The 24,039-nt window shown below is 59.1% G+C and carries 30 protein-coding genes; 28 read left to right on the top strand and 2 right to left on the bottom strand.

What is annotated here, in order from left to right:
- The 18 genes from IAE33_RS01260 to IAE33_RS01175 all read left to right on the top strand — a co-directional run bounded on the left by IAE33_RS01260 (position 1) and on the right by IAE33_RS01175 (position 16,874).
- Positions 1-858, top strand: a complete 858-nt coding sequence (locus IAE33_RS01260; protein ID WP_201161781.1) for a head maturation protease, ClpP-related — start codon at positions 1-3, stop codon at positions 856-858.
- Between the two features lie 2 nt (positions 859-860).
- Positions 861-2,051: a phage major capsid protein gene (locus IAE33_RS01255; RefSeq protein WP_201161780.1), complete on the top strand. Its 1,191-nt coding sequence runs from the start codon at positions 861-863 to the stop codon at positions 2,049-2,051.
- Between the two features lie 48 nt (positions 2,052-2,099).
- Positions 2,100-2,588 (top strand): hypothetical protein, encoded by a 489-nt coding sequence (locus IAE33_RS01250; protein ID WP_201161779.1) that lies wholly within the window; start codon positions 2,100-2,102, stop codon positions 2,586-2,588.
- Between the two features lie 3 nt (positions 2,589-2,591).
- Positions 2,592-2,933 (top strand): head-tail connector protein, encoded by a 342-nt coding sequence (locus IAE33_RS01245; RefSeq protein ID WP_196141862.1) that lies wholly within the window; start codon positions 2,592-2,594, stop codon positions 2,931-2,933.
- Positions 2,930-3,256: a phage head closure protein gene (locus tag IAE33_RS01240; protein ID WP_028634958.1), complete on the top strand. Its 327-nt coding sequence runs from the start codon at positions 2,930-2,932 to the stop codon at positions 3,254-3,256. The genes IAE33_RS01245 and IAE33_RS01240 overlap by 4 nt, the downstream gene beginning before the upstream one ends.
- Positions 3,257-3,266: 10 nt before the next feature.
- On the top strand, positions 3,267-3,449 hold the full coding sequence (locus IAE33_RS01235) for a hypothetical protein (RefSeq protein WP_201161778.1): 183 nt from the start codon (positions 3,267-3,269) through the stop codon (positions 3,447-3,449).
- Between the two features lies 1 nt (position 3,450).
- The gene (locus IAE33_RS01230; protein WP_201161777.1) at positions 3,451-3,942 is read left to right on the top strand and encodes an HK97-gp10 family putative phage morphogenesis protein; all 492 of its coding nucleotides are present in this window, start codon (positions 3,451-3,453) and stop codon (positions 3,940-3,942) included.
- 1 nt (position 3,943) lies between these two features.
- Positions 3,944-4,327: a DUF3168 domain-containing protein gene (locus tag IAE33_RS01225; protein WP_201161776.1), complete on the top strand. Its 384-nt coding sequence runs from the start codon at positions 3,944-3,946 to the stop codon at positions 4,325-4,327.
- A gap of 55 nt (positions 4,328-4,382) precedes the next feature.
- Positions 4,383-4,856: a phage tail tube protein gene (locus tag IAE33_RS01220; protein WP_201161775.1), complete on the top strand. Its 474-nt coding sequence runs from the start codon at positions 4,383-4,385 to the stop codon at positions 4,854-4,856.
- Between the two features lie 68 nt (positions 4,857-4,924).
- Positions 4,925-5,314, top strand: a complete 390-nt coding sequence (locus tag IAE33_RS01215) for a hypothetical protein (RefSeq protein ID WP_042141505.1) — start codon at positions 4,925-4,927, stop codon at positions 5,312-5,314.
- Positions 5,315-5,361: 47 nt separating this feature from the next.
- Positions 5,362-5,523, top strand: coding sequence for a hypothetical protein (locus IAE33_RS01210; protein WP_328804747.1), 162 nt, complete (start codon positions 5,362-5,364; stop codon positions 5,521-5,523).
- Positions 5,524-5,560: 37 nt separating this feature from the next.
- Positions 5,561-11,194 carry a tape measure protein gene (locus IAE33_RS01205; protein WP_236405923.1) on the top strand — a complete coding sequence of 1,878 codons (5,634 nt, stop codon included), beginning with the start codon at positions 5,561-5,563 and terminating at the stop codon, positions 11,192-11,194.
- A complete protein-coding gene (locus IAE33_RS01200) occupies positions 11,191-12,162 on the top strand; it encodes a hypothetical protein (RefSeq protein ID WP_201161774.1) in 972 nt (323 codons plus the stop codon). The genes IAE33_RS01205 and IAE33_RS01200 overlap by 4 nt, the downstream gene beginning before the upstream one ends.
- Positions 12,162-12,890: a hypothetical protein gene (locus IAE33_RS01195; protein WP_201161773.1), complete on the top strand. Its 729-nt coding sequence runs from the start codon at positions 12,162-12,164 to the stop codon at positions 12,888-12,890. Before IAE33_RS01200 ends, IAE33_RS01195 begins: the two co-directional genes overlap by 1 nt.
- Positions 12,887-13,507, top strand: coding sequence for a hypothetical protein (locus IAE33_RS01190; RefSeq protein WP_201161772.1), 621 nt, complete (start codon positions 12,887-12,889; stop codon positions 13,505-13,507). The genes IAE33_RS01195 and IAE33_RS01190 overlap by 4 nt, the downstream gene beginning before the upstream one ends.
- 59 nt (positions 13,508-13,566) lie before the next feature.
- Complete coding sequence (locus tag IAE33_RS01185; RefSeq protein ID WP_201161771.1) at positions 13,567-15,615, top strand: hypothetical protein; 2,049 nt, start codon at positions 13,567-13,569, stop codon at positions 15,613-15,615.
- Positions 15,616-15,630: 15 nt separating this feature from the next.
- Complete coding sequence (locus IAE33_RS01180) at positions 15,631-16,374, top strand: hypothetical protein (RefSeq protein WP_201161770.1); 744 nt, start codon at positions 15,631-15,633, stop codon at positions 16,372-16,374.
- 20 nt (positions 16,375-16,394) lie between these two features.
- Positions 16,395-16,874, top strand: a complete 480-nt coding sequence (locus tag IAE33_RS01175) for a DUF1566 domain-containing protein (RefSeq protein ID WP_201161769.1) — start codon at positions 16,395-16,397, stop codon at positions 16,872-16,874.
- 191 nt (positions 16,875-17,065) lie between these two features.
- Here the strand turns inward: IAE33_RS01175 and IAE33_RS01170 are convergent, their stop codons facing one another.
- Positions 17,066-17,893 (bottom strand): hypothetical protein, encoded by an 828-nt coding sequence (locus IAE33_RS01170; protein WP_201161768.1) that lies wholly within the window; start codon positions 17,891-17,893, stop codon positions 17,066-17,068.
- A gap of 61 nt (positions 17,894-17,954) precedes the next feature.
- Between IAE33_RS01170 and IAE33_RS01165 the strand changes: the two genes are divergently transcribed.
- From IAE33_RS01165 to IAE33_RS24850, 6 genes are all read left to right on the top strand, one after another.
- Positions 17,955-18,443, top strand: a complete 489-nt coding sequence (locus IAE33_RS01165; RefSeq protein WP_201161767.1) for a glycoside hydrolase family 24 protein — start codon at positions 17,955-17,957, stop codon at positions 18,441-18,443.
- Entirely contained in the window at positions 18,440-18,817 is a 378-nt protein-coding gene (locus tag IAE33_RS24485) for a hypothetical protein (protein WP_236405921.1), read from the top strand. Before IAE33_RS01165 ends, IAE33_RS24485 begins: the two co-directional genes overlap by 4 nt.
- A 26-nt stretch (positions 18,818-18,843) precedes the next feature.
- Positions 18,844-19,098 carry a hypothetical protein gene (locus IAE33_RS24480; RefSeq protein WP_236405949.1) on the top strand — a complete coding sequence of 85 codons (255 nt, stop codon included), beginning with the start codon at positions 18,844-18,846 and terminating at the stop codon, positions 19,096-19,098.
- A gap of 85 nt (positions 19,099-19,183) precedes the next feature.
- Positions 19,184-19,372 carry a hypothetical protein gene (locus IAE33_RS01155; RefSeq protein WP_060482734.1) on the top strand — a complete coding sequence of 63 codons (189 nt, stop codon included), beginning with the start codon at positions 19,184-19,186 and terminating at the stop codon, positions 19,370-19,372.
- A 69-nt stretch (positions 19,373-19,441) separates the two neighbouring features.
- Entirely contained in the window at positions 19,442-19,654 is a 213-nt protein-coding gene (locus IAE33_RS01150; RefSeq protein ID WP_201161766.1) for a hypothetical protein, read from the top strand.
- 21 nt (positions 19,655-19,675) lie between these two features.
- Positions 19,676-19,882 (top strand): hypothetical protein, encoded by a 207-nt coding sequence (locus IAE33_RS24850; protein ID WP_442967327.1) that lies wholly within the window; start codon positions 19,676-19,678, stop codon positions 19,880-19,882.
- Here the strand turns inward: IAE33_RS24850 and IAE33_RS01145 are convergent.
- Positions 19,845-20,564, bottom strand: a complete 720-nt coding sequence (locus IAE33_RS01145) for an SOS response-associated peptidase family protein (protein ID WP_201161875.1) — start codon at positions 20,562-20,564, stop codon at positions 19,845-19,847. The genes IAE33_RS24850 and IAE33_RS01145 overlap by 38 nt on opposite strands.
- Positions 20,565-20,666: 102 nt before the next feature.
- Between IAE33_RS01145 and IAE33_RS01140 the strand changes: the two genes are divergently transcribed.
- The 4 genes from IAE33_RS01140 to IAE33_RS01125 all read left to right on the top strand — a co-directional run bounded on the left by IAE33_RS01140 (position 20,667) and on the right by IAE33_RS01125 (position 23,581).
- The gene (locus IAE33_RS01140) at positions 20,667-21,095 is read left to right on the top strand and encodes a LexA family protein (RefSeq protein ID WP_201161765.1); all 429 of its coding nucleotides are present in this window, start codon (positions 20,667-20,669) and stop codon (positions 21,093-21,095) included.
- Complete coding sequence (locus IAE33_RS01135) at positions 21,085-22,359, top strand: Y-family DNA polymerase (RefSeq protein ID WP_201161764.1); 1,275 nt, start codon at positions 21,085-21,087, stop codon at positions 22,357-22,359. The genes IAE33_RS01140 and IAE33_RS01135 overlap by 11 nt, the downstream gene beginning before the upstream one ends.
- Before the next feature lie 8 nt (positions 22,360-22,367).
- Positions 22,368-22,562 carry a hypothetical protein gene (locus tag IAE33_RS01130; protein WP_236405919.1) on the top strand — a complete coding sequence of 65 codons (195 nt, stop codon included), beginning with the start codon at positions 22,368-22,370 and terminating at the stop codon, positions 22,560-22,562.
- 470 nt (positions 22,563-23,032) lie between these two features.
- A complete protein-coding gene (locus IAE33_RS01125) occupies positions 23,033-23,581 on the top strand; it encodes a DUF4760 domain-containing protein (protein WP_201161762.1) in 549 nt (182 codons plus the stop codon).
- Positions 23,582-24,039: the final 458 nt, after the last annotated feature.

Genomic DNA, 24,039 nt, shown 5'->3' with positions numbered 1-24,039 from the left:
ATGAAACACAAGATCCAGTCTCGCGGCCTGCGCAGCGAGATGAGCCCGCGTGCGCTCGACAAATGGAACCCCGCCATCCAGGCCGCCGTAGAGAACACCTCGGAAACCATCACCATCTACGGCGTGATTGGCGAGGACTGGTACGGGGAGGGCGTGACCGTCAAGCGCATTGATGCGGCGCTACGCGCGATCGGCGACCGCGAGGTGACGGTGTACATCAACTCGCCCGGTGGCGACATGTTCGAAGGCATCGCCATCTACAACCGCCTGCGCGAGCACAAGCAGAAGGTCACCACCAAGGTGCTCGGCATGGCTGCCAGCGCAGCGTCCGTCATTTACTTGGCCGGCTCCGAACGCCAGGTGGCCAGCAGCGCTTTCCTGATGATCCACAACTGCTGGACTTTCCTATCCGGCAACCGCCACTACCTGCGCGACGTATCGGACGACATGGAGGAGTTCGATGCCGCGATGGCCGACCTCTACGCCGAGACCAGTGGCCAGCCCGTCCAGGATATGGCCGAGCTGATGGATGACGAGACGTTCATCCGCGGCAAGCGCGCGCTTGAGCTGGGGCTGGCTACCGGCCTGCTGGCGGCGACCGAGGTCACCGAGCGCGAGACCGAGGAAACCGGCCAGGCCAATGCTCTTAAGGCCATGGACGCAGCCCTGGCCAAGGCCGGTATGCCGCGCTCCGAGCGCCGCGAACTCTTTGCCACTTTCAAGTCTGGCATGCCTCGCGCTGCCAGCGGGAACACGCCGCGCGCTGTTCCGACCGGCACGCCAAGCGCTGTCGCGCCAGACCTCACAGCCTCGCTGAGCGCGGCAATCGATCTTCTCAACTCCCTCAAAGGAAACTGACCATGGATTTCGAATCGCAAGTCAAAGAACTGAACGCCAGCCTTAAGGGCATTGGCGATCAGATCAAAACCCAAGCCGAAGCCACTGAAAAGCAGATGAAGGCGTCTGGCGAAATGAACGCCGAGACTCGTGCCAAGGTGGATGAACTGCTGACCAAGCAGGGCGAACTGCAGGCGCGCTTGGGCGAAGCCGAGCAAAAACTGGTGAACGCAAATCGCGAGCGCAGCCAGCCAGATCGCCAGAAGTCCGCAGGCGAAATCGTTACTGCAGCCAAGGAAATGGAGGGCGTTGACTCGTCCTTCCGCGGTTCACGACGCATCTCGGTGGCACGTGCCGCAATCACTTCCGCGCCAGGGTCGGGGGCTGATACCGTTCCGGCAGAACGGCGCTACGGCATTCAGGCGATCCCCGAGCGACGCCTGACAATTCGCGATCTGATCGCGCCGGGTCAGACCGGTAGCAACTCGGTCGAGTACGTTCAGGAAGAAGGTTTCACCAACAGCGCGCGTCCAGTTGCCGAGGGGACAGCCAAGCCCTATTCGGACATCAAATTTAAACTGGAAAATGCCCCAGTACGCACACTGGCGCACCTGTTCAAGGCTAGTCGCCAGATTCTCGACGATGCACCAGCGCTGAGAAGCTTTATCGATGCCCGTGGACATTACGGGCTCAAGCTGGCTGAAGAGTCTCAACTGCTGTTCGGCAACGGCACCGGAGCGAACATCGGTGGTATCGTGCCGGCTGCCCAGCTCTATGCTCCACCTGGTGGTGTAGTGGTGCCGGGTGAGCAGCGTATCGACCGTATCCGCCTAGCGCTGCTGCAGGCGGAGCTCGCTGAGTTCCCAGCGGACGGTATCGTTCTCAACCCGATCGACTGGGCAATGATCGAGTTGCTGAAGGATGCACAGGGGCGCTACCTCATCGGTCAACCGCAGGGCGATACACAGCCAACGCTGTGGCGCCGGCCTGTTGTGTCTACTCAAGCGATGCCACTCGACGACTTTCTCGTCGGGGCATTCGGTCTGGGTGCGCAGATCTTCGACCGCATGGATGTTGAAATCCTGATCTCCACCGAGAACGACAAGGACTTCGAGAACAACATGGTTACCGTTCGCGCCGAGCAGCGTCTGGCGCTGGCCATCTACCGCGGCGAGGCCTTCGTTACCGGTGAGCTGACCGGCAGCGGTTCCTAAGCCCTCCACTTGAAAGGCGCCAGAGATGGCGCCTCCAGGAGAAACCCCATGGCTAACACTAAGAAGCAGGACAAGCCTACCCCCGCACAGGAGCAGGCTGGCGCAAATCCAACTGATCAGGCCTTGAACTCGCCGCACATCGGCAGCGACGCTAGCACTGACGACCCGACCGCGGGTGGTACGGGAACCACCACACCTATTGCCGAATCGGGCGTCAACCCCGTGCAAGATGCGGGTGGCTTGGCGACAGACGTATCAGAAGGGGTGGCGCCGGCAGTCACCTCGACCGAGTATGCTGGGGATGCAGACGTGTCGGCGAGCCAGCCAGGCCAGGCTGGTGACTCGCTGCATGTCCCCGCCGGTGCTGCAGGGCTGGACGAGGTAAACCCAGCCAAGGTCAGAGTCTATCCGCTGCGCTCGTTCATGGACGAAGGCGAATTGCGGCGACGCGGAGGGCCAGGTTACCAAGTTCCACGGCGTCACGCCGAAGAGCTTGAACTCCGCAACTTGGTATCGCGCACTCCGCTGGAGGAGTGATCCATGTCTGTGATCAGCATGGCGCTGGCCCGGGCCCACCTTCGTGATCCAGACGATGACGACGATTATCTGCAGCTGCTGATCGACTCGGCCGAGCTCTCGGCAATGAACTACCTCAACCGCCAGGTTTACGTCGATGCGCAATCAATGGCAGAGGCGATCGCAGCCGAAGTTGCGGGGGAGAAGCCCATGCTCAGCAACGCGCCGTTCAAGTCGGCCTGCCTGCTGATCCTGGGCCACCTGTACGCGAACCGCGAAGACGTCGTGATCGGCACCATAGCCACCGACCTGCCCCGGGGTTCTCAAGCGCTGCTGACACCTTACCGGGTCGGGTGGGGCATATGAGGGCCGGCCCGCTTCGCCATCGTTGCCAATTGCAGCAAGAGACGCTAACGCCGGAGCCAGGTGGCGGGAAGCGAAAGTCTTGGGAGGTGGTCAAGCCTATTTGGGCAGAGATCCAGCTGCCCACTGGGCGGGTTGATCCGGTTGCCAACCAAATCCAGAACGTTGTGTCTGCAGAAATCCGGGTGCGTTTTTCACGCGTTTTCAAAAACGGTATGCGTCTCTTCCACATAACGGCTGGCGACACGTACTTGATCGAAGCTGTGTTGCCCAGCAATGAGCGAGACATGCTGCGGCTGCTCTGCTCCAACGTCATCAATCCTTGAGAGAACCATCATGAAAGTACGAGCTCTGGCCAGTCTCTCTGGCCCCATGGGTGAAAAGGCTGTAGGTGAAGTCTTCGATGTGAAGGCAGAGGAAGGCCGCAGCCTGATCGAAAACAACCAGGCGGAAGAGGTCACCGCTGCCACCAAGGCAACCGATAAGCCCAAGGCTGAAACGGCCGCCTCGGGCGAGTAGGGTGGCCCGCCGCTCGCGCCTGACGGGCGATATCAGGCTGCGCAAAACGCTTCGGGCCATCCACCAGACTGTAGACAACGAGGTGAGAGGTGCCATGCAGGATGGGGCCGAGAAAATCCTGGCCACCATGAAGCAGTTTGTGCCAAAGGATACCGGCGCCGGCGCAGCCGCCTTGACTGCCTATGTAGCCCCAAGCGGCCTGGATGCTCAGATTGGTCTGCGCGGTAAAAAGGCGAATCGCCGCTATTTCTACCTGCGCTTCCTTGAGTACGGCACCAAGGGCAACTTCAAGGGCCAGGATAACGGCCGCCGAGCGGGGAGGGCCGCGAACAAAACCGACGGCACCCACTGGTTTGGCAAATCGCCTGACATTCCAGCAATGCCCGCCCACCCTTGGCTCAGGCCGGCGATGGACGTAAACCGCGAGGTTGTTCTCGCCGATATCAGGGCGGCAGTCGCTCGTACGCTCGACAGGGCATCCAGAGGACAGTGACATGGCAGATCCAGCATGGGCCCTGCAGGTCGCGCTGTATGACCGCTTGGCCGCGGGCCTGCCGTGCCCGGTACACGACGGCGTGCCCGATAACGCGCCGTTTCCCTACGTGACCCTCGACAGCTCGGTCAGCGATGCTGCCGACTTCCTGGCCAGCCGCAAAGACCAGCGCTTCCTGTATCTGTCGGTCTGGAGCCAATACCAGGGCCAGAAGGAGGTGCACGAGATCATGGCCAAGATCGACGCCCTTCTTCACAACCAGCCGCTGGCGCTCACAACCGGCCATGTCATCGGCATGCAGGTCACGCGCAAGCAGACCAGCCGCGAGCCTGATGGCATGACCTACCAGGGTGCGGTGACGCTGCGCGTCCTTACCCTACACTGATTTACCCCTGAATCCGCCGCGTTGCGGCATATCACCTGTCCCAGGAGGACTACCCATGCCTGTTACTACCGCAGCCGGCACGAAAATTTTCATCGGCCCGCGCCTGACCGCTGAACTGCCCAAAGACAACGCTGCCGCTCTGACCTTGCTGGCCGCCATCACCTACACCGAGATCGGCGAAGTCGAGAACATCGGCGATTACGGCGATGAGGTGGGTGACGTCACGTTCGCCTCGCTCGCCGCCTCCCGAACCCGGCACCTCAAAGGCTTGGCCGATGCCGGGTCTGTAGACCTGTCCATCGGTCTGCTGGACGACGACGCAGGCCAGCTGGCTCTCCAGGCCGCACAGAAAGACCGCAGCCGCTTCGATTACCCAGTGAAGGTGCTGTACGAAAGTGGTGTCGCTGATTACTTCGCCGCCAAGGTCATGTCTTCTCGCAAGCAGGTCGGCGGTGCCGAGGATGTTCTCAAGCGCACCGTGACTGTCGGCATCAACTCCGAGATCTACGAGGCCCAGCCGGCTCCGTAATGCCCATCTGAGGCGCCGCCGATGGCCGCGCCTCCGTTATTCACCCCTCGTAATTCAAGGAATTCGCAATGTCCAAGACCAATCATGGCACCGTCACTGTCGAAGCCGGAAGCGACAGTTTTACTCTCAAGCCCACCCTCCGGGCTGCTCGCGCTCTGGAGAACCGTTTCGGCGGCATTCTGCCCGCGATGCAGGCATTGGGCGCGGCCAACATCACTGCCACCGCATTCATCATTGCCGCCGGCGCCGGTATCGATACCAACAAGCGCAAAGAGCTCGAGGCGGTCGAGGAGGCTGTGTTCGAGGGCGGCGTGAACAAGGTCGGAACTCAGGTACTGCAGTTCGTGAAGGCACTGCTGAATCCAGGCGGCAAGACCGATGAAGAACTCGAAGAGTCGCAGGGAAACGAACCGAGCGACCTGGCAACGGCAGCTACGTCGACGAGCTCTTCGGAATAGCCACCGGTTGGCTAGGGTGGTCTCCCCGTGACGCCTGGGAAACCCCGGTGGTCGAGATCATCCTGGCTTGGGAAGCGAAAGCTGACTTCCTGAAAAAAACCAATCCGTTCGGCCAGCCGGAGACGAAGCCCTCCAAGGCGGCCGTGGCGAAAGACCTTCGGCGTGGCCTGCGGGGGGCTGCCGCAGCGCGTCCGGCGGCCAACCATTGACCCGCCCAGGCGGGTTTTTTTATCGCCTGGGGGAAACATGGCAGATAGTGACGTTCAGGGTATGTTGGTCCGGATCGAGGCCACGACCGCTCAGCTTCGGCAGGAGATTGCGCGTGGCGAATCCGCGGTCGCGTCCACCTCAAAGAAGATGGACAGCAGCCTGGCCCGGGTGGACGATGCGTTCGATCGCGTGGGCACGAGCGCCCAAACTGCAGGCGGATTGCTGAAAAACGCTTTGGCAGCCGCTGTCGGGGCGGCGTCCATTGGCACCATTCTCAAGACAGCTGACTCTTATTCGCAGATGTCGGACCGGATCGGCCTCGCGACCAAGAGCTTTGGCGAGTACAACGCCGTCCAGGATCGGCTTCTGGCCACGGCGAATCGCACTTACCGACCGCTCGAAGAAGCTCAAGAACTCTACATCCGGACAGCCGCCAGCCTTCGCTCGATGGGGCTCAGTGCTGATGAGTCCATGGATGTCATGGACAGCTTCAGCTATCTGCTGGTGACCAACTCCGCTTCGGTAGACAAAGCCAGTTCGGCCATTGATGCCTATTCGAAAGCGCTGCAAACCGGAAAGATCGACGCCGATGGCTGGCAGTCGATCCTTGCTGCCATGCCTACTGTCGTAGACACCATCGCGAAAGCCACGGGCAAGACTGCTGAGGAAATCCGCAGTCTTGGTGCCCAAGGTAAGCTCAGTCTCGATACCTTGACGGAAGGACTGCATAGGAGCGCGGAGGCAAATGGGCTGCTTGCGGACAGCATGGGTGTAGCGGTCAGAGATGCTCTTAATAAGCTGAACAATGCTTTCACCGTCTACGTGGGCCAGCTGAATGAATCCACTGATCTCACTGGAGTGCTCGCCTCCGGCATATCGGTGTTGGCCGATAATTTCGGGACTATCGCCGAAATCGCAGGCGTTGCCGCTGCTGGTGCTTTGGCTGTGTACGCCCGATCACTGGCCGCTTCTGCAGCAGGGTCTGTGCTGGCAGCAAAGGCCGCCATTGAAGACTTTTTGTCCCGACGCTCCCAGGCTGCGGCGGTGCTACTCGCCGCTCAGGCAGACCAGAAAAAGGCACAGACTGCTGTCTTTTTGGCCGAAAAAGAGTTGGCGGCGTCCAAGACGCGCGTCAGCGGTATGGCGGTTGAAAAGCAGTTGGCGCTTCAGCTCGCAGAAGCGCGAATGGCTGAGGCACGGGCCACGGCCGCAGTGTCTGCTGCTCAGGGTGGGCTCCTCAGTATCGGCCGTGGCCTGCTCGGCCTGCTCGGTGGTCCGGTAGGGATTGCGATGCTGGCCGCTGGGGCTGCAACGGCATTTCTGACCTTGCGGGACAATACTGGCTCTCTCGAGAAGAAGCTCGGCGATTTAGCTGATCCAGTGGACAAGCTCGCTGAGCGTTTCAACAAGCTCAACAGGGCCACGCAGTCCGTCACCCTGCGTGAGCTCCAGGCAACAATTGCAGACACCCAGGACAAGCTGGCCCAGATGTCTGGGGCGATGGCCGACAAGTTTGAGTCAGACCTGCGCAACATGGGTGCAGCGGGCGCAGACGGATTGATGGCCAGCCTGGTGAAGCTACCAGCCGAAGCTCAGGCTGCACTGGACTTGGTGCGTAAGGCATCAAAAGATCAGGCCGCAGGAATAACCGTTGACTGGAAGGCGGTGGCTGATCAGCTGCGGCTGATCCCAGGTGTTACGGAACAGATGGCCCGGACCCTGGAGTCCAGCCAGCAGCCCGTGGCCGAACTGAGTGCGCTGCTGCAAAATCAGAAACAAGCGTTCGCCGAGCTGACTGGCGAAACTGATGACAACACCCGGGCCGAACGGCAGAACGCGGCAGCCAAAGCAGCCGCTGCCGGAGAAGGACAGAAGTACCTGGAGCAGTTGCAGAAACAGTTAGCGACCGCCCAGGACAAAACCGCGCTTCAAGCGGCTAATCGGTACATTGCCGAAAACAAGCTGCTCACTGACGAAATGGTCGTCGCAATCCGCTCAGCGGCTGCTGCCAAGGATGCGCAGAAGGCGGCGGATGATGCAGCCACCAAGGCCACCAAAGGGGCGACTGGCGCGGCCAAGGAGGCAGCTACCCAGGCCAAAAATCAAGCCAAAGCCTTGTCCGATCTGAAGGTTCAGGCGGACATCGCTATTGCCTCGGCTGAGGGGTTGGCGGCTGCTTACCTGGCCGGCAACGATCGCTCCCGCGAGTTCACCCTCAAGCAGAAGGTGGAGGAGGCACTGCTGAAGTCCGGGGCGGGGGCGCGTGATGCGGTCACCTCCGCAATCACCAGGCAGATGGCTGCTGAGGACAAACTCGCGGTCAGCAAGCAGGCCTATGATCTGCAGCAGGAAGCAGCCGATCAGACGGCGTTAGCAAAGGCGACGCTTCAAGGGGCCGCCGCGCTGGCCTCCTACAACGCTCAGAAGGCTGTGAAGGTGGCCTTGGCCGGGAAGAGCATTTCCCAGTCCGGCGCCGAATACGATGCGCTGGTGGCGGCCACCCGAGCCCAGCTTGAGGCTATCGAAGTGGCGAAGCAGGCGTCCTCGGCAGGATCGCTCATGGAGCGCCTTTATCCTGAGCAGAAGCTGCTCAAGGACTACATCGAGGATCAAAAGGCGCTCAATGCAGCGATGGCGCTGTATCCCGAGAATGCTGCTGTATACCAAGCTGCGCTGGCCAAGCTCGGCAACGAGTATGAGGTCAACCGCAGCAAGTCCACTTTATGGGGGCAGATGACCGAGGGCGCAATCGACCGCGTGGACGAAGCTTTTGCCAACGCCTGGTCCAACATTGGTAGCGGCGCAAGCAGCCTATGGGACGACCTGGTCAAGGGGTTCAAGCAGACTCTAGGCGAGATCATCCACATGCTCACTACCAAGCCGCTGCTGGCCTCAATCAGCAGCTGGCTGACTGGTACAGATAATGGACAGGGCCTTTCCTCGGTGTGGGGCAAACTGCTCGGTAGTGGTTCGAGCGGTGGCGGCACTGGCCAGCTCAGTTCGCTGGCAAGTACCGGCAACATGCTCTACAAGGTCTACAGCGCTATCACAGGGGTGGGCTCAAGCGTTACCTCCGGCTGGGCGTCTGGCGGCCTGAGTGGGGCCATCAATGGCGGCTACAGCTATTACGCCAACCTGTTCAGCGGACTGACTAGCAGCCTCTCCAGTGGGTTCAGCAGCGTGGTCAGCTCGATCCTGGGCTCTACCAGCTCGCAGATAGCCGCGAATGCAGCCACCTCGGCCGCGTTGCAAACTGCGGTATCTCAAGGTGCCGCCTCCCTGGGCACCAGCATCGGCGTGGGTAGTGCTTACGTTGGTTACACCGGGGCTGCGGCCGCTGGCGGTGCTGCAGCCGGTGTGAGTACCGGTCTCATGGGGCAATTGGCGGCCATGGCTTCCAACCCCGTGGGGTGGGTGGTGGCGGCCATCACGGGCGCCTATCAGAGCGGCAAGCTGCACGACCAGGGGGTGAGGTTCAAGACAAGCGAGGTCACGAATCTCGACCTGATCAAATACGACCCACTCGCAAAAACCATGATGGCCAGTCTGGGCCTGACCGACAAGATTGCGTCCAAGTTGGTGGGCGGCAAGATGGCAGCCATGCTCACCGGCTCGACTCTGGCCTCTGCAGTTCTGGGTAAAGTCAGCTCCGCGCTGTTCGGCGGCAGCTGGCAGACCAAGGATGGCGGCTTTGAGCTGGGCGTGAGCGACGGAGATTTTCAGGGCTGGGAATACATCTACCAGAAGAAAAAGGGCGGGCTGTTCAGTTCCAGCAAAAAACGCACGCGCTACTCGGCGCTCAACCCTGAGTTCCAAGCAGCACTGGAGCAGACCTACGGCGAGACCCAAGACAGCGTGGTGGACCTGCTGGCACGCATCGGCGTGTCTGTGGGTGAGGGCGCCTTCTCTGGCCTGACCATTGCCCGCAAGCAGATATCCACCAAGGGTCAAACCCAGGAGCAAATCCAGGCGGCGATCAACGATCTGTTCAGCGGGTTTGCTGATCAGATGGTCGCCTATCTGGATAAAGGTGTGGGGGGCTTTGGCTACAGCTTCGCCGAGCTGGGGCAGCGTATTGCCACGTTCGAGAGCTTCAACAAGTCGCTGGACCTCATCGACGTGGCCATGCTGAAGCTATCCCCGCATTCGATGGACCTGGCGAACGCTATGGTCACCGCGGCCGGCGGCATGGAGGCCTACACCGAGAGCCTGAACGGGTACTTCGAGGCTTTCTTCAGTGAAACCGAGCGGGCGGATAAGACGCTGTCGGCGGTGCAGCAGCAGTTCAAGGACATGAACGTTACGCTCCCGGAAACCCGCGAGGCGTATCGCAAGATGGTCGAGGCCCTGGACCTCACCACCGAAGTTGGGCAGGGCATGTACCTGACCCTGATCGGTGCAGCGGGTTCGGCGGCGCAGGCCTACGACATTCTGGAGTCAAAAGCAGCTCAGGCCGCCAAAGCCGCTCAAGAGGCAGCCGACGCTGCTGCAGAGGCCACAGCAAAAGCAGCGCAGGAAGCGGCTGATGCAGCTGCCAAGGTTGCGGAGGCGCTGCAGGATGGAGTGAATGCTGCGTTCGGTTCTGTCCAGCGAGCGATCAATGCTCAGAAATCAGTGCTCACGCAAGCATACGAGGCTCAAGTTGCCTCGCTGAACGACATGTCGCAAACCGCTCAGAAGAACGTCAGCGACCTGACCTCAGCTGGGACCGCCCTTGGCAATGCGCTGAAGTCCTTGCGCGGCGATACCGACGATGCCGTCAAGATGCTCAGGGCTCAGGCGCTGGCCACGCTTGATAGCGCCATGGCAACGGTGCGAGCGGGCAAATCTCTGGCGGGCGTCAGCGGGCTTGAGGATGCGCTCAGTGTCGTCAGTCAGAACAACAGCAACGCCTACGCATCGCTCGAGGCTTACAACCGCGACCAGGGCCGCACGGCAAACATCGTTAGCCAGCTAGAAGCCGCAAACGGCAAGCAACTGACTGCAGCTGAGAAGTCGGTTCTGAGCTTGCAGACCAGGATCGAACAGGCCAAGAAGTCCTATGACCTGCAGATCGCTCAGTACGATGCCCAGCTGAGCCTGGCACAGGCGCAGATTGATGCATTGAATGGTGTGGACAACTCGGTGGTGTCGGTCGCCTCGGCTGTCGACAGTCTGAGCCACGCTATCACTGCCGCCCTGGCGGTGAAAGCTGCTGGATCTGCTCAGCAAAATAACACCGACAACAACGTGGCTCTGCTACGCGCCGTCTATCAAACCGTGCTGGGGCGGGACTTGGATGCATCTGGGCAGGCGACTTGGGCAGGAGCGCTGGCTAATGGGTCTGTGACCTACGCCAATCTCATGGACACGATTGCCCGGGCTGGCGCGGCTAATGGCGAGACTGTGCGGGTACCTGGTTACGCAAGCGGCGGCAGTTTTGGTGGAGGCTTGCGTCTGGTGGGCGAGCGCGGCCCTGAGCTAGAAGTCACAGGGCCGAGCCGGATTTATAACGCCAATCAGACAGCCGCAATGCTCACCGGTGGCCAAGGTGGCGTTACTGCAACGGAGGTCCGGGAGCTGCGCGCTGAGCTGAAGTCTGCGCTCTTTGCCATCGCTAAAAATACCCAGAAAGCCGCCAAGAACACTGATCTTCTACCGCAGAAACTGGAACAGGAGCTGTACCCGTGAGGATCATTGAGCCCGTCGACATCACCCCAAACATGGCGGTGATGGAGGCGTTTTTGGTAGAGCCCAATGCTGAGCCCTTTGCGGTTCAGATTGGGCAGGCTTTTCAGGTCGCGTCGATGCTGACTAATGTGCCGGAGGTCGACTTCCCTCTATGGGCGTCGACCAAGTCGTATTCGATCGGCGACACAGTGATGCTTGACCATCGGAACTACGAAGCTCTCGTGGCCAACAGCAACAAAAGCCCAACCGCGAAGCCTACTGATCCCCCCACCTGGCTGGATCTTGGGCCGACAAACCGGTGGCGGATGTTCGACGACAAAATCGGGACGGTCACCACCAACCCCGAAAGCATCTCGCTGACCATCGTTCCCGGGCGAGCCGTTGATTCATTGGCTTTCTTCGGGCTGGACGCTGCATCGATTTACGTCCGGGCAGTCGACCCCTACCAGGGCATTGTGTACCAGTCGAATGTGTCACCGGTCTCCACCGACGGGATTAACGATTGGTACGACTACTTTTTCTCCCCAGTGGAGGTGAACGAAGACTTCGTCCTGCTGGATGTGCCTGTGGGCAGCTACGGCTCGATCGAAATCAAGGTATCCAAGCCAGGAGGCACAGCCAAGGTCGGCGCACTCATCCTGGGGAAGGCAGCGATACTGGGCGAAGCCTTGTATGGCACTTCGGTAGGCATCACGGACTACAGTCGCAAGGAGCGCGATGATTTCGGCAACATGGTCATCGTCGAGCGTGATTACTCCAAGCGCGCTGAGTTCGACGTGATGGTGCCCACCGGCATGGTTTCACAGGTGCAGCGGTTGCTCAGTAAGTACCGGGCAAAGCCTCTGGTATGGATTGGCGAAGCTAGCTATCAGTCGACCATCCTTTATGGCTACTACAAAGAATTCAATCTGGTCATCAGTGGCCCGACAGCGTCGGACTGCTCAATTTCTGTTGAAGGACTTATCTGATGGCAACACCAACTATCACGCCGCTGCCGGATGCGCCAAGCCGCCAGAATTCTGCGGGTACCTTTGCGACCCAGGCGGACACGTTCCTCTCAGCGTTGCCGCAGCTTGGGGACCAGATCAATCGGGTGATCGACCACATCGATGATCAGGTCGATGCGGCTGCTTCAAGCGCGGAGCTTGCCGCCAGGAATGGGGCAGCCCAGGTGGAGCTGGCCAAGGATCGCGCTACGGCTGCTGGTCAAAGCGCTCAGGCCGCAGGGCAGCAGGCAAGTGCAGCCAAAGGCCATGCCGACAATGCCAAGTCGTTTCGTGATTCCGCCCAGGCGGCAGCCGCGGCCTCTCAATCTTCAGCTGGGCTGCCTGCGCTTGCTGGTAAGGGTGGCCTGCCCTTGGTAGTTAAGCCCGACGGATCAGGCGTTGAGTATTCTGGCAGCTTGCGACGCTACGATCTGGACGTTACTGCCACCACTGCCAACCTCGATCTTAGCTTGAGCCAAGTGTTCAAGGTGGAGGCCAGCCAGCCTCGGCAGCTGGTCATAACTAATCCACCCGCTGCAGGGAGGGCCATGTCTGTCGTGCTGCATGTGCTAGGTAAAGCCGAAGTAACTTGGCCTGCGGGGGTGCTTTGGAACAACAACCAGGTGCCGGTACTTGGGAGCTCGTGGACCACGGTGATTCTCATCTGGATCGGCGATGGCTGGGTGGGCTCAGTGGGGGCGAGGGCATGATTGAGGCCGCATTTATGGGTGGGGCACTGCCTGGTCCTTGGTCAAGCTGGGAGTTCGTCGGTGGGACTGAATTGCTGAGCACCGGCGTGGCGTCTGTAGAGGCCTCTTTCCCCGCAGGCGTGCAGCCTGGCGACCTGATCGTCGCTGTCATGTCACCCCGCAATGAGGGCGTCGGTACAAATATGGCCAGCGCTGGCTGGCAGCACTGGGCTCCCGGTGGGCAGGACTACCTATGTACGGCCCGATACGTGCCGGGATTGATGGCGCCTCGATGGGTGAAGGACGCATCGAACGCCCTGTTCGTCAGCGTACTGGCCTTCAGGGCGCCTGGTTGGTCCAGCATCACCCTGGAAGCGCATGTGGCGCCTGCTGTACCGGTAAGCATCACCACACGCCTGCAAAACGAATTGTTGCTGTGTATCGGCCTCACGCCCAACACCACAAGATCGTGGGGCGTGACAATGACCGGCGCTCAGCCAGCTATGCGGCTGGACCGTACGCTTTCTCCGGCTCTGCACATCAGCTCGGTGAGCGTAGAGTTTCCACAAGTGATTTCCGGAGTAGCCGTGGACGCCCTTTCTGGCGCCGAGCGAAACCTGATCTTGTCCGTGTCCTGAGTCAACACCCTATTGCCAAGCCGTCTTATGACGGTTTTTTTATGTCCGGAGAAAATTTTATGGCCTATGACAGCGCCCATACGGGCCCTGAGATCGACGCCACGGTACAGATGCTGGGCCAGGTTCAGGACGCCCGGGACGCGACCAAAAGCGACCTGGCCGAAGTCAAGTCCCTGGCAGCCAAGGTCGACGCAAATACCAGTCAAGTCCAGGCTCAAGCCGATACCGTCGCCATCAAAGCTGAGCAGGTGGCTACGAGTGCCCAAACAATCGAGCAGGCCCGTACCGATGTCGCAGCCGCCAGCGCTTCGGCCGAGGAAGCGATGGATGCAGCTTCACAGGCTGCCATGCAGGCGGGCGCGAGCCAGAAAGCGGCAACGGCCAGTCAGCAAGCCGCAGCCAGCAGCGAAATTGCGGCGGGGCTTTCCGAGCAGGTCTCGGCAGAAAACGTGGCATCTACGCAAAGCGTGCTCGTGCAGGTGAACCAAGCGGCCCAGAAAGTCACCGCGGATTACAGCTCCATTGCGGCGCTCATCAAGCCATCCCCCAGCGTGCAAATCTCCCACGAGTTTCTCGATGCCAATCGTTTCATGATTGGAGGTCTGAGAGTGGATGGCACTCTGCTCATGGATGGCGGCCTGGAAATGGCGACGGGCCAGATCAAGCCTGGCGCCGATGGATTCGAATTTCTCGACGCCAACAGGTTTGTCATGGGCCGGGTGAACGCAGGCGAAGGATTCCTCGGCGGGCTGGCGTGGAGAAACACCCCATTCCCTGGCATTGAGATTGTCGACCAATACGGCTTTGTTCTGCAGAGCTTCGACAACACGCCGCCGCTCGCCGCTGGCGGCAGCCTCACCCCACCACCGTTTCCAATGCTCAACTGCCAACTGCGCACGCAGATCATGCTCATCATTGGTTATGGCCAGTCGTTGAGCCGGGCCGTCAACTCTGTCCCGGCGATAAGCACAACGCAGCCGTATAGCAACATCATGATCGCAAGCGGCACGAAGATCAGAAATGGCGAAGCGGGGTACAACGCTGGCTCGTTCGTGCCTCTGGTGGCGAAGACCGAAGGGAGTGAAGGCGAAGATCCCGTAATTGCGCTGTGCAACGGTGTGGTCCGGCGCCTGGTGGCCGACGGTGAAGCCTATGCCGATTGGGTATTCCTTGGCACGTCGCCAGGCCGCAGCGCTCGATCTGTAGAAGAGCTTGGCCCGTCCTCTGACTCGAACGCCTTTTACAACAAAATGGTGCGCTATGTGCAGGATGCCAAGAACCTGGCTGACGCCTCTGGCAAGACTTTCAGCTGCTGGGCATATTGCTGGGACCAAGGCGAGTCGAACTACGTAGGCGCCTTTACCCGCTCCCCTTACCAATATGCCCAGCTGATGTTGGCCCTGTTCGACACCTTGACCCGACAGATCGTGGGCATCACCGGCCAGCAGTTTCAGCCCTACATCTTCAGTTATCAGGTCGCCGCCCATCGGGTCTACAGCATTGACAAAAACACGGTGGCCCTGGCGCAGTGGCGAATCAGCCGCGAGCGACCCGACTTCGTGCTAGCGGTTCCGGTGTACATCATCCCAGTAGTGGACGTCGACAAACTGCACCTGACCAACGAAGGCTCCTGGCTGCTCGGTGAATACCGCAGCCGCGCCATGTACCAAACGATGATTCGCCGCAGCGGCAAATGGCGCCCACTCGAACCAATCGCTGTTGACTGGCAGGCAGGCTATGTGGACGTCAAGTTTCATGTGCCCAGCGGCCCGCTGGTCTTGGACACGGCCCTTTGCGCCCAGACGGTGAACATGGGCTTTGACATCCGCGAGAACGATGTCGTGGCCGAGATCATCACGGGTGTGGCGGTGACTGCCAAGGATACCGTGCGGATCACCCTGTCTCGGGAGGCCAACACAAATGCCGTCCTGAGCTATGCCCGGGGCCGTAATGGTGATCCTGCGGCTTCCGGCCCAGTGCTCGGTGCGCGCGGCAACTTGCGCGACTCCCACGGCCTGCACGACACCGCCGTCTCCCCACTGGGCAATACCTTCGCTCTGCACAACCCGTGCGTCATGTTCCAGTACAGCCGCGCAACCGGCTTTTAACCGAGAGGATTTCCAATGGGTGTTCAATTTCTTGCAGATGGCGTCGATGCCGAGGCTTACGTTACCGAGTACTCGCCACCTGTGCGCCGTGCGGTAGAAGCCATTCACTTCACCAACAATAGCCTGGCCAAGGCAGTACGCAACTACGTCAAGGGCAAGGCCCAAGGCAGTGTCGTGGGCACGCCGGTTGTGTTGGCCGATCGAGTCACCTGCAACAGCTTGACCAACTTCCTGCAGCTGGGCGTCCAGGAGCCATCTCAGCTCACGCTGTTCCTAATCGCCCGCTCCGGTGATGCAAACTCCAGCGGCGCCACTCGACCCGGCTTCGTCGGCACCTATGACGGGCTGGCCGCCGACGGCGGCGCCGCCGATGGCCTGGCCATGTTCTTCAGTGGTAACGGGCAGGTCTCGGTCAACGCTGGATACGGTAATACCGCTTCGGACAAGACCTTCCCGCGGGCCAACCTGTCGGCGGCCGATGCGGCCAGCTGGGCGCTGTACAGCATCATCGTCTCCACGGCCGGCATCATCTTTACCGACCATACCAACAATCGCACCGTCACACAGAGCACCACGGGTGGTTTACCGCGCCGCCCGACCGTCAACAAGCTTCGGCTGGGCAGTTTGTTCAAGGACTACGCCGGCTCCTGTGACGTTGCTGCACTGCAGTTGCACTCGGCTGTACTGACGGCCAGCGAGCAAGCCCTAACTGTTGCCGATCTTCGGGCGTACGCGGCACGCAAGGGCATCAAGGTTTGACCCATCACGGAGACGCATCCATGAATGACACTTCCAAACTACCCATTGTCGGCGAGTATTGGCCAGGCCAGGGTGGCCTGTACGCCGGCACCATTCCGGCCCGTGGGGATAAACCCGCCTACCACCTGGTGCTCGGCCAGGCCTCGGCGACCAGCTTTGAGTGGGGCGCGTACGCAGACGATGCCGTGTCAAAGAGCATCATCGATGGGTTGGCCAACACCGACGCGCTGTTAGGCGAACAAGGTGACTACCCTGCGGCCCGCGCGGCCCGGGCCTACATCGCTGACGGCCATACGGATTTTTACCTGCCATCGTTGGCCGAGCTGTTCGAAGCCTGGGTCAACCTAGGCGACCAGCCTTGGGGCTGGCTATGGTCGAGCTCCCAGCGATCGCAGACCTTCGCGCACTACCTGAGCTTCGAAGACGGGGCGCATGGCTCGATCGACAAGGGCCATGTGTTGGGAGTACGGCCAGTGCGGCAGGTGCCCCTGAGCGATTGACAGCGACATAACACCGACCAGCTCGCCAATACGGGGATTGTCGTGTCGATAAACGTATGCACCTAGTGACGGCGAAATCGCATCTTCCATGGCATTTATCCTAATACCTACAACCCGTTTGCTGGGCGAGCTTCCATTAGCTAACCTAACCTCAGTGCTCGTTATTTGGATAAATTTACTAGAAGTGCTCATTATGGATGCGATCGGTGATATCCGACAGCTTGGTCGATCAACTGTGACCGATGCGCATCCATACCATCACCCCCACCTCGCCAAAAATTCCAACTTTTAAATTTTTTCATGTATGCGTGGCAATCTTGGGAGTTAAGCATTTCATAAAACAAGATGTTACGTTCATGTACGGTCATTTGGTTTCTGATGGCTCTCATGCAATACTCGGATTGCTCAATATTCTTATCAAGATGAACATATCTTTGGATCATAAATAATACCGTTTCGAAATAACTGCCAAGCGAAGGCCACATCTGACTTCGCCAAGGTTTGTATATTTCAATCCTCGAATTATAAAACGCTTGGTAGTCTACTGGCTCGTCTGATATTTCAGAAAAGCTCGACTTGAGGTAATTCCAGGCTCTCCCAATGGCGCGGTGGTTTTGGAAGTTTTTTCTTTTAGTTGCATCAGCTTCCAAAGGGTCATCAATATCGACGCCCCTAGCTGCCTCATGTGTAAGAGACAAGAGTTCGAAAAAACGCTGATTGTCCAGTATTTCACGATGGTTTTTATCAGCTCTTTCACCATCCTTCAGCTGCTGCCTGAAGGTCAGTGTTAAAACGAGAAAGGCTACGAACGACAGGATTGGGTTTAGAGTTCCCCCGAAATAGTCGCCAAACGTTCCCCAATCGGACTGATCATGAGATAGATAATCTCCGAATTGATTTCGATACATGTATATTACTACATAGATAGTGGTGCAGAGAGTTGCGAATACAAACGTTAGTAGTCCTCTTTTTGTACTTTCTGCATGCTTTTTCCATGTTTCGTAAATCTTTTTAACCATGGTTTTCCTTTTTTTTTGTGTTGTAAGTTGGTTTTATTTATAAATCTTCGGAGTAGATAAAATGGCAAGAATAAATCTGGAGCAGGCTGGCGGCAAGAACGTACTGACCTTTCTCGACTTGTTGGCGTGGAGTGAAGGTACATCTACCATCAAGGCAAGTGACGACGGCTACAACGTGCTTTACGGCGGTGGCCTGTTCCAGGGTTACGCCGACCACCCACGGCGCAAGCTGACATTCCCCATCAACGGCAAGCTGGTCACCAGCACTGCGGCGGGCCGGTACCAGTTCCTGGCGGGCACATGGGACGAAGTTGTTTCCAAGTATGGGTTTCACGGGCGCTTCACGCCGGAGGCTCAAGACTTGGCAGCCATCAAGAAACTGGGCGAGCGTGGTGCTCTCCAGTTAATCAAGGATGGCCGGATTTCTGAGGCGATCGCTAAGTGCTCGAAGGAGTGGGCGAGCTTCCCCGGTAACACCTATGGGCAAAACCCGCACCGTCTGGAGAAGCTGTTGGGCAAGTGGGTGGAGATGGGCGGGGCCCTGGCATGAACGCCGCGCTCTCTGCACTGAAGGCCATACCGCCCTGGCTAATACTGGCCCTGGCCGCCGCCGGCGTCATCTGGTGGCAGCACGGCCAGATCAAGGATGCTCGAGCCAATGTCACGGCCATGGCAGAGGAGGCCGCTGCTTGCCAGGCGGCCCGAGACAACCTGCTTGCCCTGACGACTGAGCAAGGCAAGGCCCTGGGCGACCTGCAGCTGGCCGGCGAGCAACGCCAGGCCGATGCCCGGCAGGCCGTAGACGCAGCCAAGGACAGGGCCCAGGCCGACTTCCAGGCCGCCAAACGCTTGCAGCAGGAGCGCACCGGTGGCGACCAGCGCCAGGCCGCGACCTCGATCATCGACAAGGAGCTTGGCCTATGACCATTGCAAGGCAATCCCTGCAAGGGATGGGGGTGCTCGCCGGGTTCCTCCTGCTTGCCGGCTGTGCAGGTAGGGTCGAGCCGGAGATCCGCACAGTGCGCGTGGAGGTGCCGGTGCAGGTTCCTTGCCGAACTCCCGATGTAGCCGTACCACCTTGGGCCGCCGCGAGCCTGCGACAGAGCGACAGCCTGGAAGTAAAGGTGCGGGCCCTCCTGGCAGAGCGCCGGCAACGTATTGGCTACGAGCGCTTACTCGAGGCTGCAGCGGGCGCTTGTCGCTAATGTTCGCCTACCGGGGCGCTGCATCATCCGGCTGAACTCTGCCCGACTCGTCCATGTCACCTTGATACGCACGGAGGGTTTGAAGATGGTTGTAAAATTACGGACGTATCGCGGGGAAGACATTCCAGAATGGTATAAGCGGGAAGACCTCGACGAGCTCTATGAGGTGGAAGATAACGAGGGGGACGTCCAGTTGCTGGAGGACGATGAAGAGGCGGTAAAGCTAGTAGTTGATCTCACATACGAGGACGAGAATCCTCCGAAACCCGATTAGTATTCCCAGGCGTTTATCCATTTTGGATGGCATCATTGGCGCGAAATGGAATGTGTCTGAGGTGGATTGATGACCAAACGCAGCTTCATAGGCACGATCAAGGCAGGTGAGTCCTTGATCCGACAAGCCATTGATGCCACTCGCCGGTGCCAAGAGGCTGAGGATGCCGGTTTGCCAAGCGAGGAAGTCCGACAGCGTCGATTGCTTGCCGATTCCCTATTCGAAGCTGTTTTAGATTTCCAGTTGATTGAGCAGGGCCGGGCACCTTCAACGGTGCACTGACGCCTAGCAGGAGGATCTCGCGTGAAGTCGAAAGCTCCGATCCTGTATCCTGACCACCCAATGTATACGGATGCCGTGGATGCTCTCCGGAGATTCCATGAGGCACAGTCAGCCGGTGAGCCGCCTCTTGAAGTGGAGCGGCTTCGTTTGATAGCTGAGGCTCAATTCCAGGCGGTGACTGACTACCAGCTCAAAGCTCTAGGGCGCCCTGGTGGTGAGCGTCATTGAGTGGTTCGATCAGATGAGCGCCTTGGTTTTTGACGCTCCCCACAGCTTTGCTAACAGCAAACCAGCGGAAATCCTCCGCTGGCCTGCAGCCTGACTCTACGATCTCCGCAGCGCGGTCCGGCGAGGTGGCCGGGTCCAGCCACTCCCTGGCCCTTTCAGCGGTGAGCACCAGGGGTTTGCGATCGTGGACGTCAATCAGCCCCTGGTCTGCAGCTGCTGTGATGATAACGAACCCGTCTCGCTCATCGGCTTCAATTCCCTGGTGCACCTCGGCCAGCGCGGCGAAGTAGAGCGGGGCGCCGTCGGCGCTGGTGATGTAGTAGGGCTGTTTCTGCTTCGGGTTTTCCGCATCAGGCACCCACTCAAACCAGCCATTTGCAGGCGCCAGGGCCCGACCTTGAGGCCATAACCCTTTGAAGAACCGTCCTGTCACCACCGTCTCGGCCCGGGCATTGATCGGGTCTGGGCGCTTGCCTTTCGCCCAAAAGGGCGACCATCCCCACCTGACCCGGTCTATGGTCAGGCCTTCCTCCACCTGGCGAATCACTTCGACGCGGGTTGACGGCGCTACGTTGTAGCGACTGATCGGCTCATGGTCGTACCCGTTTATCACCACCAGGTCCAATGCTAGCTGCTTCAAGTAGTGATCCATCGACTCATAGAGTGAGTAGCGTCCGCACATTTTCCACCTCTCGTCCGTCAGAAATTCCATTGACCAGGATTGACCGGCTGCCCAATGCCAGATTTACTGTATATGCATACAGTTTGCATTGGACCCTTTCTCATGACCGTCACAATCCTGGGTACGCCGCTAGGCGGATCTGAACCTCTACCGCTGTACTCCTTCCACGTCCCGGCCGGCTTTCCGTCGCCTGCAGCGGATCATCTGGAGGGGCATTTGTCCCTTGATGAGCTATTCGACATCCGCGCACCCCATGTGTATCTGGTAAAAGTGGAGGGGGACAGCATGCAGGGTGCCGGCATCTACTCTGGCGACCTGGTGATTGTGGATCGCGGGCGAGAGGCAGAGCACGGCGACATCGTAATTGCTGCCATCAACAGCGAGCCGATGTGCAAGCGTCTGCATCGACGGGACGGGGTGGTAATCCTCAAGTCGGAAAATAAAGCCTATCCGCCGCGGTACGTGATGGAAGGTGATGAGCTGGTGGTCTGGGGCGTGGTGCGTTATAGCGTCCGTGACCATGCGCAGTGACCAGGTATTCGCGCTGATCGACTGCAACTCATTCTATGCGAGTTGCGAGCGCGTCTTCCGGCCGGACCTTGCCAAGACTCCTATCGTGGTGTTGAGCAACAACGATGGGTGCGTAATCGCCAGGTCCTACGACGCCAAGCCTTTCGTGAAGATGGGCGAGCCCTACTTCCAGGCCAAGGAGAAGCTGCGCCGCCACGGCATAGTCGCGTTCAGCAGCAATTACGCGCTTTACGGCGACATGAGTGAGCGCGTGATGACCCTCATTGAGTCAATGGTGCCGGCCACGGAGGTCTACAGCATCGATGAGTGCTTCGCTGATCTGTCAGGCATCCAGGAAAACCTGACCCTATTCGGGCGGCGAGTGCGCTCACGGATCTTTCAGTGCACAGGCATACCGGTTGGGGTTGGCATCGCTCACACCAAAACCCTCTCAAAGCTGGCCAACCATACCGCCAAGCGGCTGTTGAGCCACACTGGCGGTGTGGTCGACATCACCGATCCGGTCAAGCGCGACTGGGTGCTGCGCAACACTGAGGTCAAGGAGGTCTGGGGCATCGGCCGCAGGATGACTGCGCACCTCGATGCGATGGGAATTCGCACGGCCATGGACCTGGCCAAGGCGGATGCCTGGACGTTGCGCCAGAAGTTCAGCGTCGTGGTGGAGAAGACCGCCCGCGAGCTGGGCGGTACCGCCTGCCTAGATCTGGATGAGGTCGAGCCGCCCAAGCAGGAGATCTGCAGTAGCCGGATGTTCGGTAAGCGACTGAGTGAGCTGGCGCCTATCAAACAGGCGGTGGCCACCTATGTTGGCCGGGCTGCTGAAAAGCTTCGGGCCCAGGGCTCCGTGTGCAAGCGCATGCGTGTGAGCATCCGCACTGGCATGTTCAACCCGGATGAAGCGCATCACGCCCAGGGTGCGCTTGTGGAGCTGCCTTACCCCACTTGCGACACGTTGTTGATGACGAGACTGGCGACGGATGCCGTTGAGCGGATCTTCCGCCCCGGGTACCGCTACAGCAAGGCCGAGGTGCTGCTGATGGATCTGCGGCAGCCTGGCGAGTTTTCTGAGGATTTGTTTGCGCTCAAGCAGTCGGTGTCTTGTGACCGGCTGATGCAGGTGATGGACGATATCAACGAGCGCTGGGGGAGAGGGACGATGCGGGCCGCCAGCGTGCCGGCCGCGCCGGACTGGGGCATGAAGCGGGAAATGATGAGCCAGTCCTTCACGACGAGGATCGATCAGCTATGGACGGTGAAAAGTTGAATCTGCCGATGGCTTGGCTGGCTGAGCTGGAAGACCAGCCGGCCCTGGTCGCTGACCCCGATGGCAGAGCTATGGTCCTCTCTGACCAGGCCATGGCAGCCTATCGGAGAGGGGATGTCGATGCCGACCAGCTGTGTGACATGCTCGATTTCGCCGAGGCAGCACGGTTGTGGGCATTAGCCGAGCATGAGGATGTGGCGTGATCCCAGGCCGGTGATTCTGGCCTGCCCGGCTGTCTAAAACTCGGTAGTGGAACCAAGCATTTACTGGCCGAAATCAGCGAAAAACCCTTACTCCGTTTTAGACAGAACCCGGGCGAGAGCCAAGTGGGGCAGGGGCTGCGGCCTCATACTTCCCATACTGCTGCAGTACAAGAATGTGCGACTCTTACCTTTCGTTACGAGCGTGCCATACGATAGATTCCGTGCAAGCAGGCCGGGCGCTGGCCTGGATCTTGATGAAAAATCTGCACCAGATAGCGCTATCCCAGGGAATTTTTTGTAGAAAACCCCTCGAAATGTAGGGAGCAACAAGCAGAGCTTTCTATCGGAACAGGAGGTTCAAGACGAGATTGGACATGCTATAGTTGCTTGGCAAACCTTAATTATCGAGAACCGTTCTCAAGGAGTGATCGATGTCCAAACTGCTACGTGATGGATGGGAAGACTATTGAATGGATCCTGCAAGCGCTCAGCCCGAGTTTAAATTCCTAGGCGAATCAATCGGGTTTTGGGTTCAAACGGCGGTGGTCCTGCTTGGCGCAGGCGCCGCCGTTTTTACGATCTATATCAATGGAAAGCTCTCCCGGGCGGCCATCGTGCACAACGAGAAGCTATCCAGGCAGCGAGCAACCATTGACTTGCTGCTTACCCAAAAATCCGATTCTAGCCTGATCGAGTCCAAGAAGGCTGTCAGTGCGATTCACAGCAACGGCGGTGATTTCACGTCTTTGGCGTCTCGCGACAAGTCCAAGGACGAGAATCGCGCTCACATGCTCGCAATCCTTAACAATTACGAGTTCATTGCGCTCGGAATCCGAGAAGGTGCCCTTGATGAGAGCATCTACAAACGTGCTGTCTACAGCCAGGCGGTTAGAGATTGGGCGGCAATGCGCGCATTCATAATAGAGCTTCGTCGTCAAAACAAAATTGACACACTTTTCCAAGAGTTCGAGCTCCTAGCTCGGCGATGGGAGAAGGTCAAGCTCAAATGCGATAGCTAACAAAACCCCGGGCGCCCCGGGGTTTTTTTATAACCCCATAGCTACAGGCCACCGCTTGAGTTGGAGGTGGTCACAAGCTTATCTGTTCGGCGTAGACGCCCAAAATAACCACCCTTTCAGCAGATGCACCAAGAGGCCGGGTGAGGGTGGGCGCAGGATCATCCCACACGGCTTTAGAAGCACTGGAGAACGAAAATCCCTCCCCAAAATGCATCCGCAAGGGCCTGATTCTATTGGGGCTGAAACGAACAAAAACGGCGCCATTGTAAGGCGCCGAAATTGGCTCAAAGCATTGATTCTATTGAAGTTACCTGACTTTACTAGCGCGTCCCAGGCTTTGATGCCATAGAGCGTGTAGGTCATTGTGCACATTGGGGTCACAGGCTACCCCAACCTCTCCGTTTATCATGTTAACCACGGGATTATGCGGGAACGGTTCTACAAGTGCCACGGGTGGG

It is taken from the genome of Pseudomonas sp. S60, assembly GCF_016647865.1.
Lineage (GTDB): Bacteria > Pseudomonadota > Gammaproteobacteria > Pseudomonadales > Pseudomonadaceae > Aquipseudomonas > Aquipseudomonas parafulva.
This window is presented reverse-complemented; position numbering and strand designations above follow the sequence as displayed.

Coding starts and splice junctions, on each gene's coding strand:
- IAE33_RS01260 (WP_201161781.1), top strand. CDS start 1: ATGAAACACAAGATCCAGTCTCGCGGCCTGCGCAGCGAGATGAGCCCG.
- IAE33_RS01255 (WP_201161780.1), top strand. CDS start 861: ATGGATTTCGAATCGCAAGTCAAAGAACTGAACGCCAGCCTTAAGGGC.
- IAE33_RS01250 (WP_201161779.1), top strand. CDS start 2,100: ATGGCTAACACTAAGAAGCAGGACAAGCCTACCCCCGCACAGGAGCAG.
- IAE33_RS01245 (WP_196141862.1), top strand. CDS start 2,592: ATGTCTGTGATCAGCATGGCGCTGGCCCGGGCCCACCTTCGTGATCCA.
- IAE33_RS01240 (WP_028634958.1), top strand. CDS start 2,930: ATGAGGGCCGGCCCGCTTCGCCATCGTTGCCAATTGCAGCAAGAGACG.
- IAE33_RS01235 (WP_201161778.1), top strand. CDS start 3,267: ATGAAAGTACGAGCTCTGGCCAGTCTCTCTGGCCCCATGGGTGAAAAG.
- IAE33_RS01225 (WP_201161776.1), top strand. CDS start 3,944: ATGGCAGATCCAGCATGGGCCCTGCAGGTCGCGCTGTATGACCGCTTG.
- IAE33_RS01220 (WP_201161775.1), top strand. CDS start 4,383: ATGCCTGTTACTACCGCAGCCGGCACGAAAATTTTCATCGGCCCGCGC.
- IAE33_RS01215 (WP_042141505.1), top strand. CDS start 4,925: ATGTCCAAGACCAATCATGGCACCGTCACTGTCGAAGCCGGAAGCGAC.
- IAE33_RS01205 (WP_236405923.1), top strand. CDS start 5,561: ATGGCAGATAGTGACGTTCAGGGTATGTTGGTCCGGATCGAGGCCACG.
- IAE33_RS01195 (WP_201161773.1), top strand. CDS start 12,162: ATGGCAACACCAACTATCACGCCGCTGCCGGATGCGCCAAGCCGCCAG.
- IAE33_RS01190 (WP_201161772.1), top strand. CDS start 12,887: ATGATTGAGGCCGCATTTATGGGTGGGGCACTGCCTGGTCCTTGGTCA.
- IAE33_RS01185 (WP_201161771.1), top strand. CDS start 13,567: ATGGCCTATGACAGCGCCCATACGGGCCCTGAGATCGACGCCACGGTA.
- IAE33_RS01180 (WP_201161770.1), top strand. CDS start 15,631: ATGGGTGTTCAATTTCTTGCAGATGGCGTCGATGCCGAGGCTTACGTT.
- IAE33_RS01175 (WP_201161769.1), top strand. CDS start 16,395: ATGAATGACACTTCCAAACTACCCATTGTCGGCGAGTATTGGCCAGGC.
- IAE33_RS01170 (WP_201161768.1), bottom strand. CDS start 17,893: ATGGTTAAAAAGATTTACGAAACATGGAAAAAGCATGCAGAAAGTACA.
- IAE33_RS01165 (WP_201161767.1), top strand. CDS start 17,955: ATGGCAAGAATAAATCTGGAGCAGGCTGGCGGCAAGAACGTACTGACC.
- IAE33_RS24485 (WP_236405921.1), top strand. CDS start 18,440: ATGAACGCCGCGCTCTCTGCACTGAAGGCCATACCGCCCTGGCTAATA.
- IAE33_RS24480 (WP_236405949.1), top strand. CDS start 18,844: ATGGGGGTGCTCGCCGGGTTCCTCCTGCTTGCCGGCTGTGCAGGTAGG.
- IAE33_RS01155 (WP_060482734.1), top strand. CDS start 19,184: ATGGTTGTAAAATTACGGACGTATCGCGGGGAAGACATTCCAGAATGG.
- IAE33_RS01150 (WP_201161766.1), top strand. CDS start 19,442: ATGACCAAACGCAGCTTCATAGGCACGATCAAGGCAGGTGAGTCCTTG.
- IAE33_RS01145 (WP_201161875.1), bottom strand. CDS start 20,564: ATGTGCGGACGCTACTCACTCTATGAGTCGATGGATCACTACTTGAAG.
- IAE33_RS01140 (WP_201161765.1), top strand. CDS start 20,667: ATGACCGTCACAATCCTGGGTACGCCGCTAGGCGGATCTGAACCTCTA.
- IAE33_RS01135 (WP_201161764.1), top strand. CDS start 21,085: ATGCGCAGTGACCAGGTATTCGCGCTGATCGACTGCAACTCATTCTAT.
- IAE33_RS01130 (WP_236405919.1), top strand. CDS start 22,368: ATGGCTTGGCTGGCTGAGCTGGAAGACCAGCCGGCCCTGGTCGCTGAC.
- IAE33_RS01125 (WP_201161762.1), top strand. CDS start 23,033: ATGGATCCTGCAAGCGCTCAGCCCGAGTTTAAATTCCTAGGCGAATCA.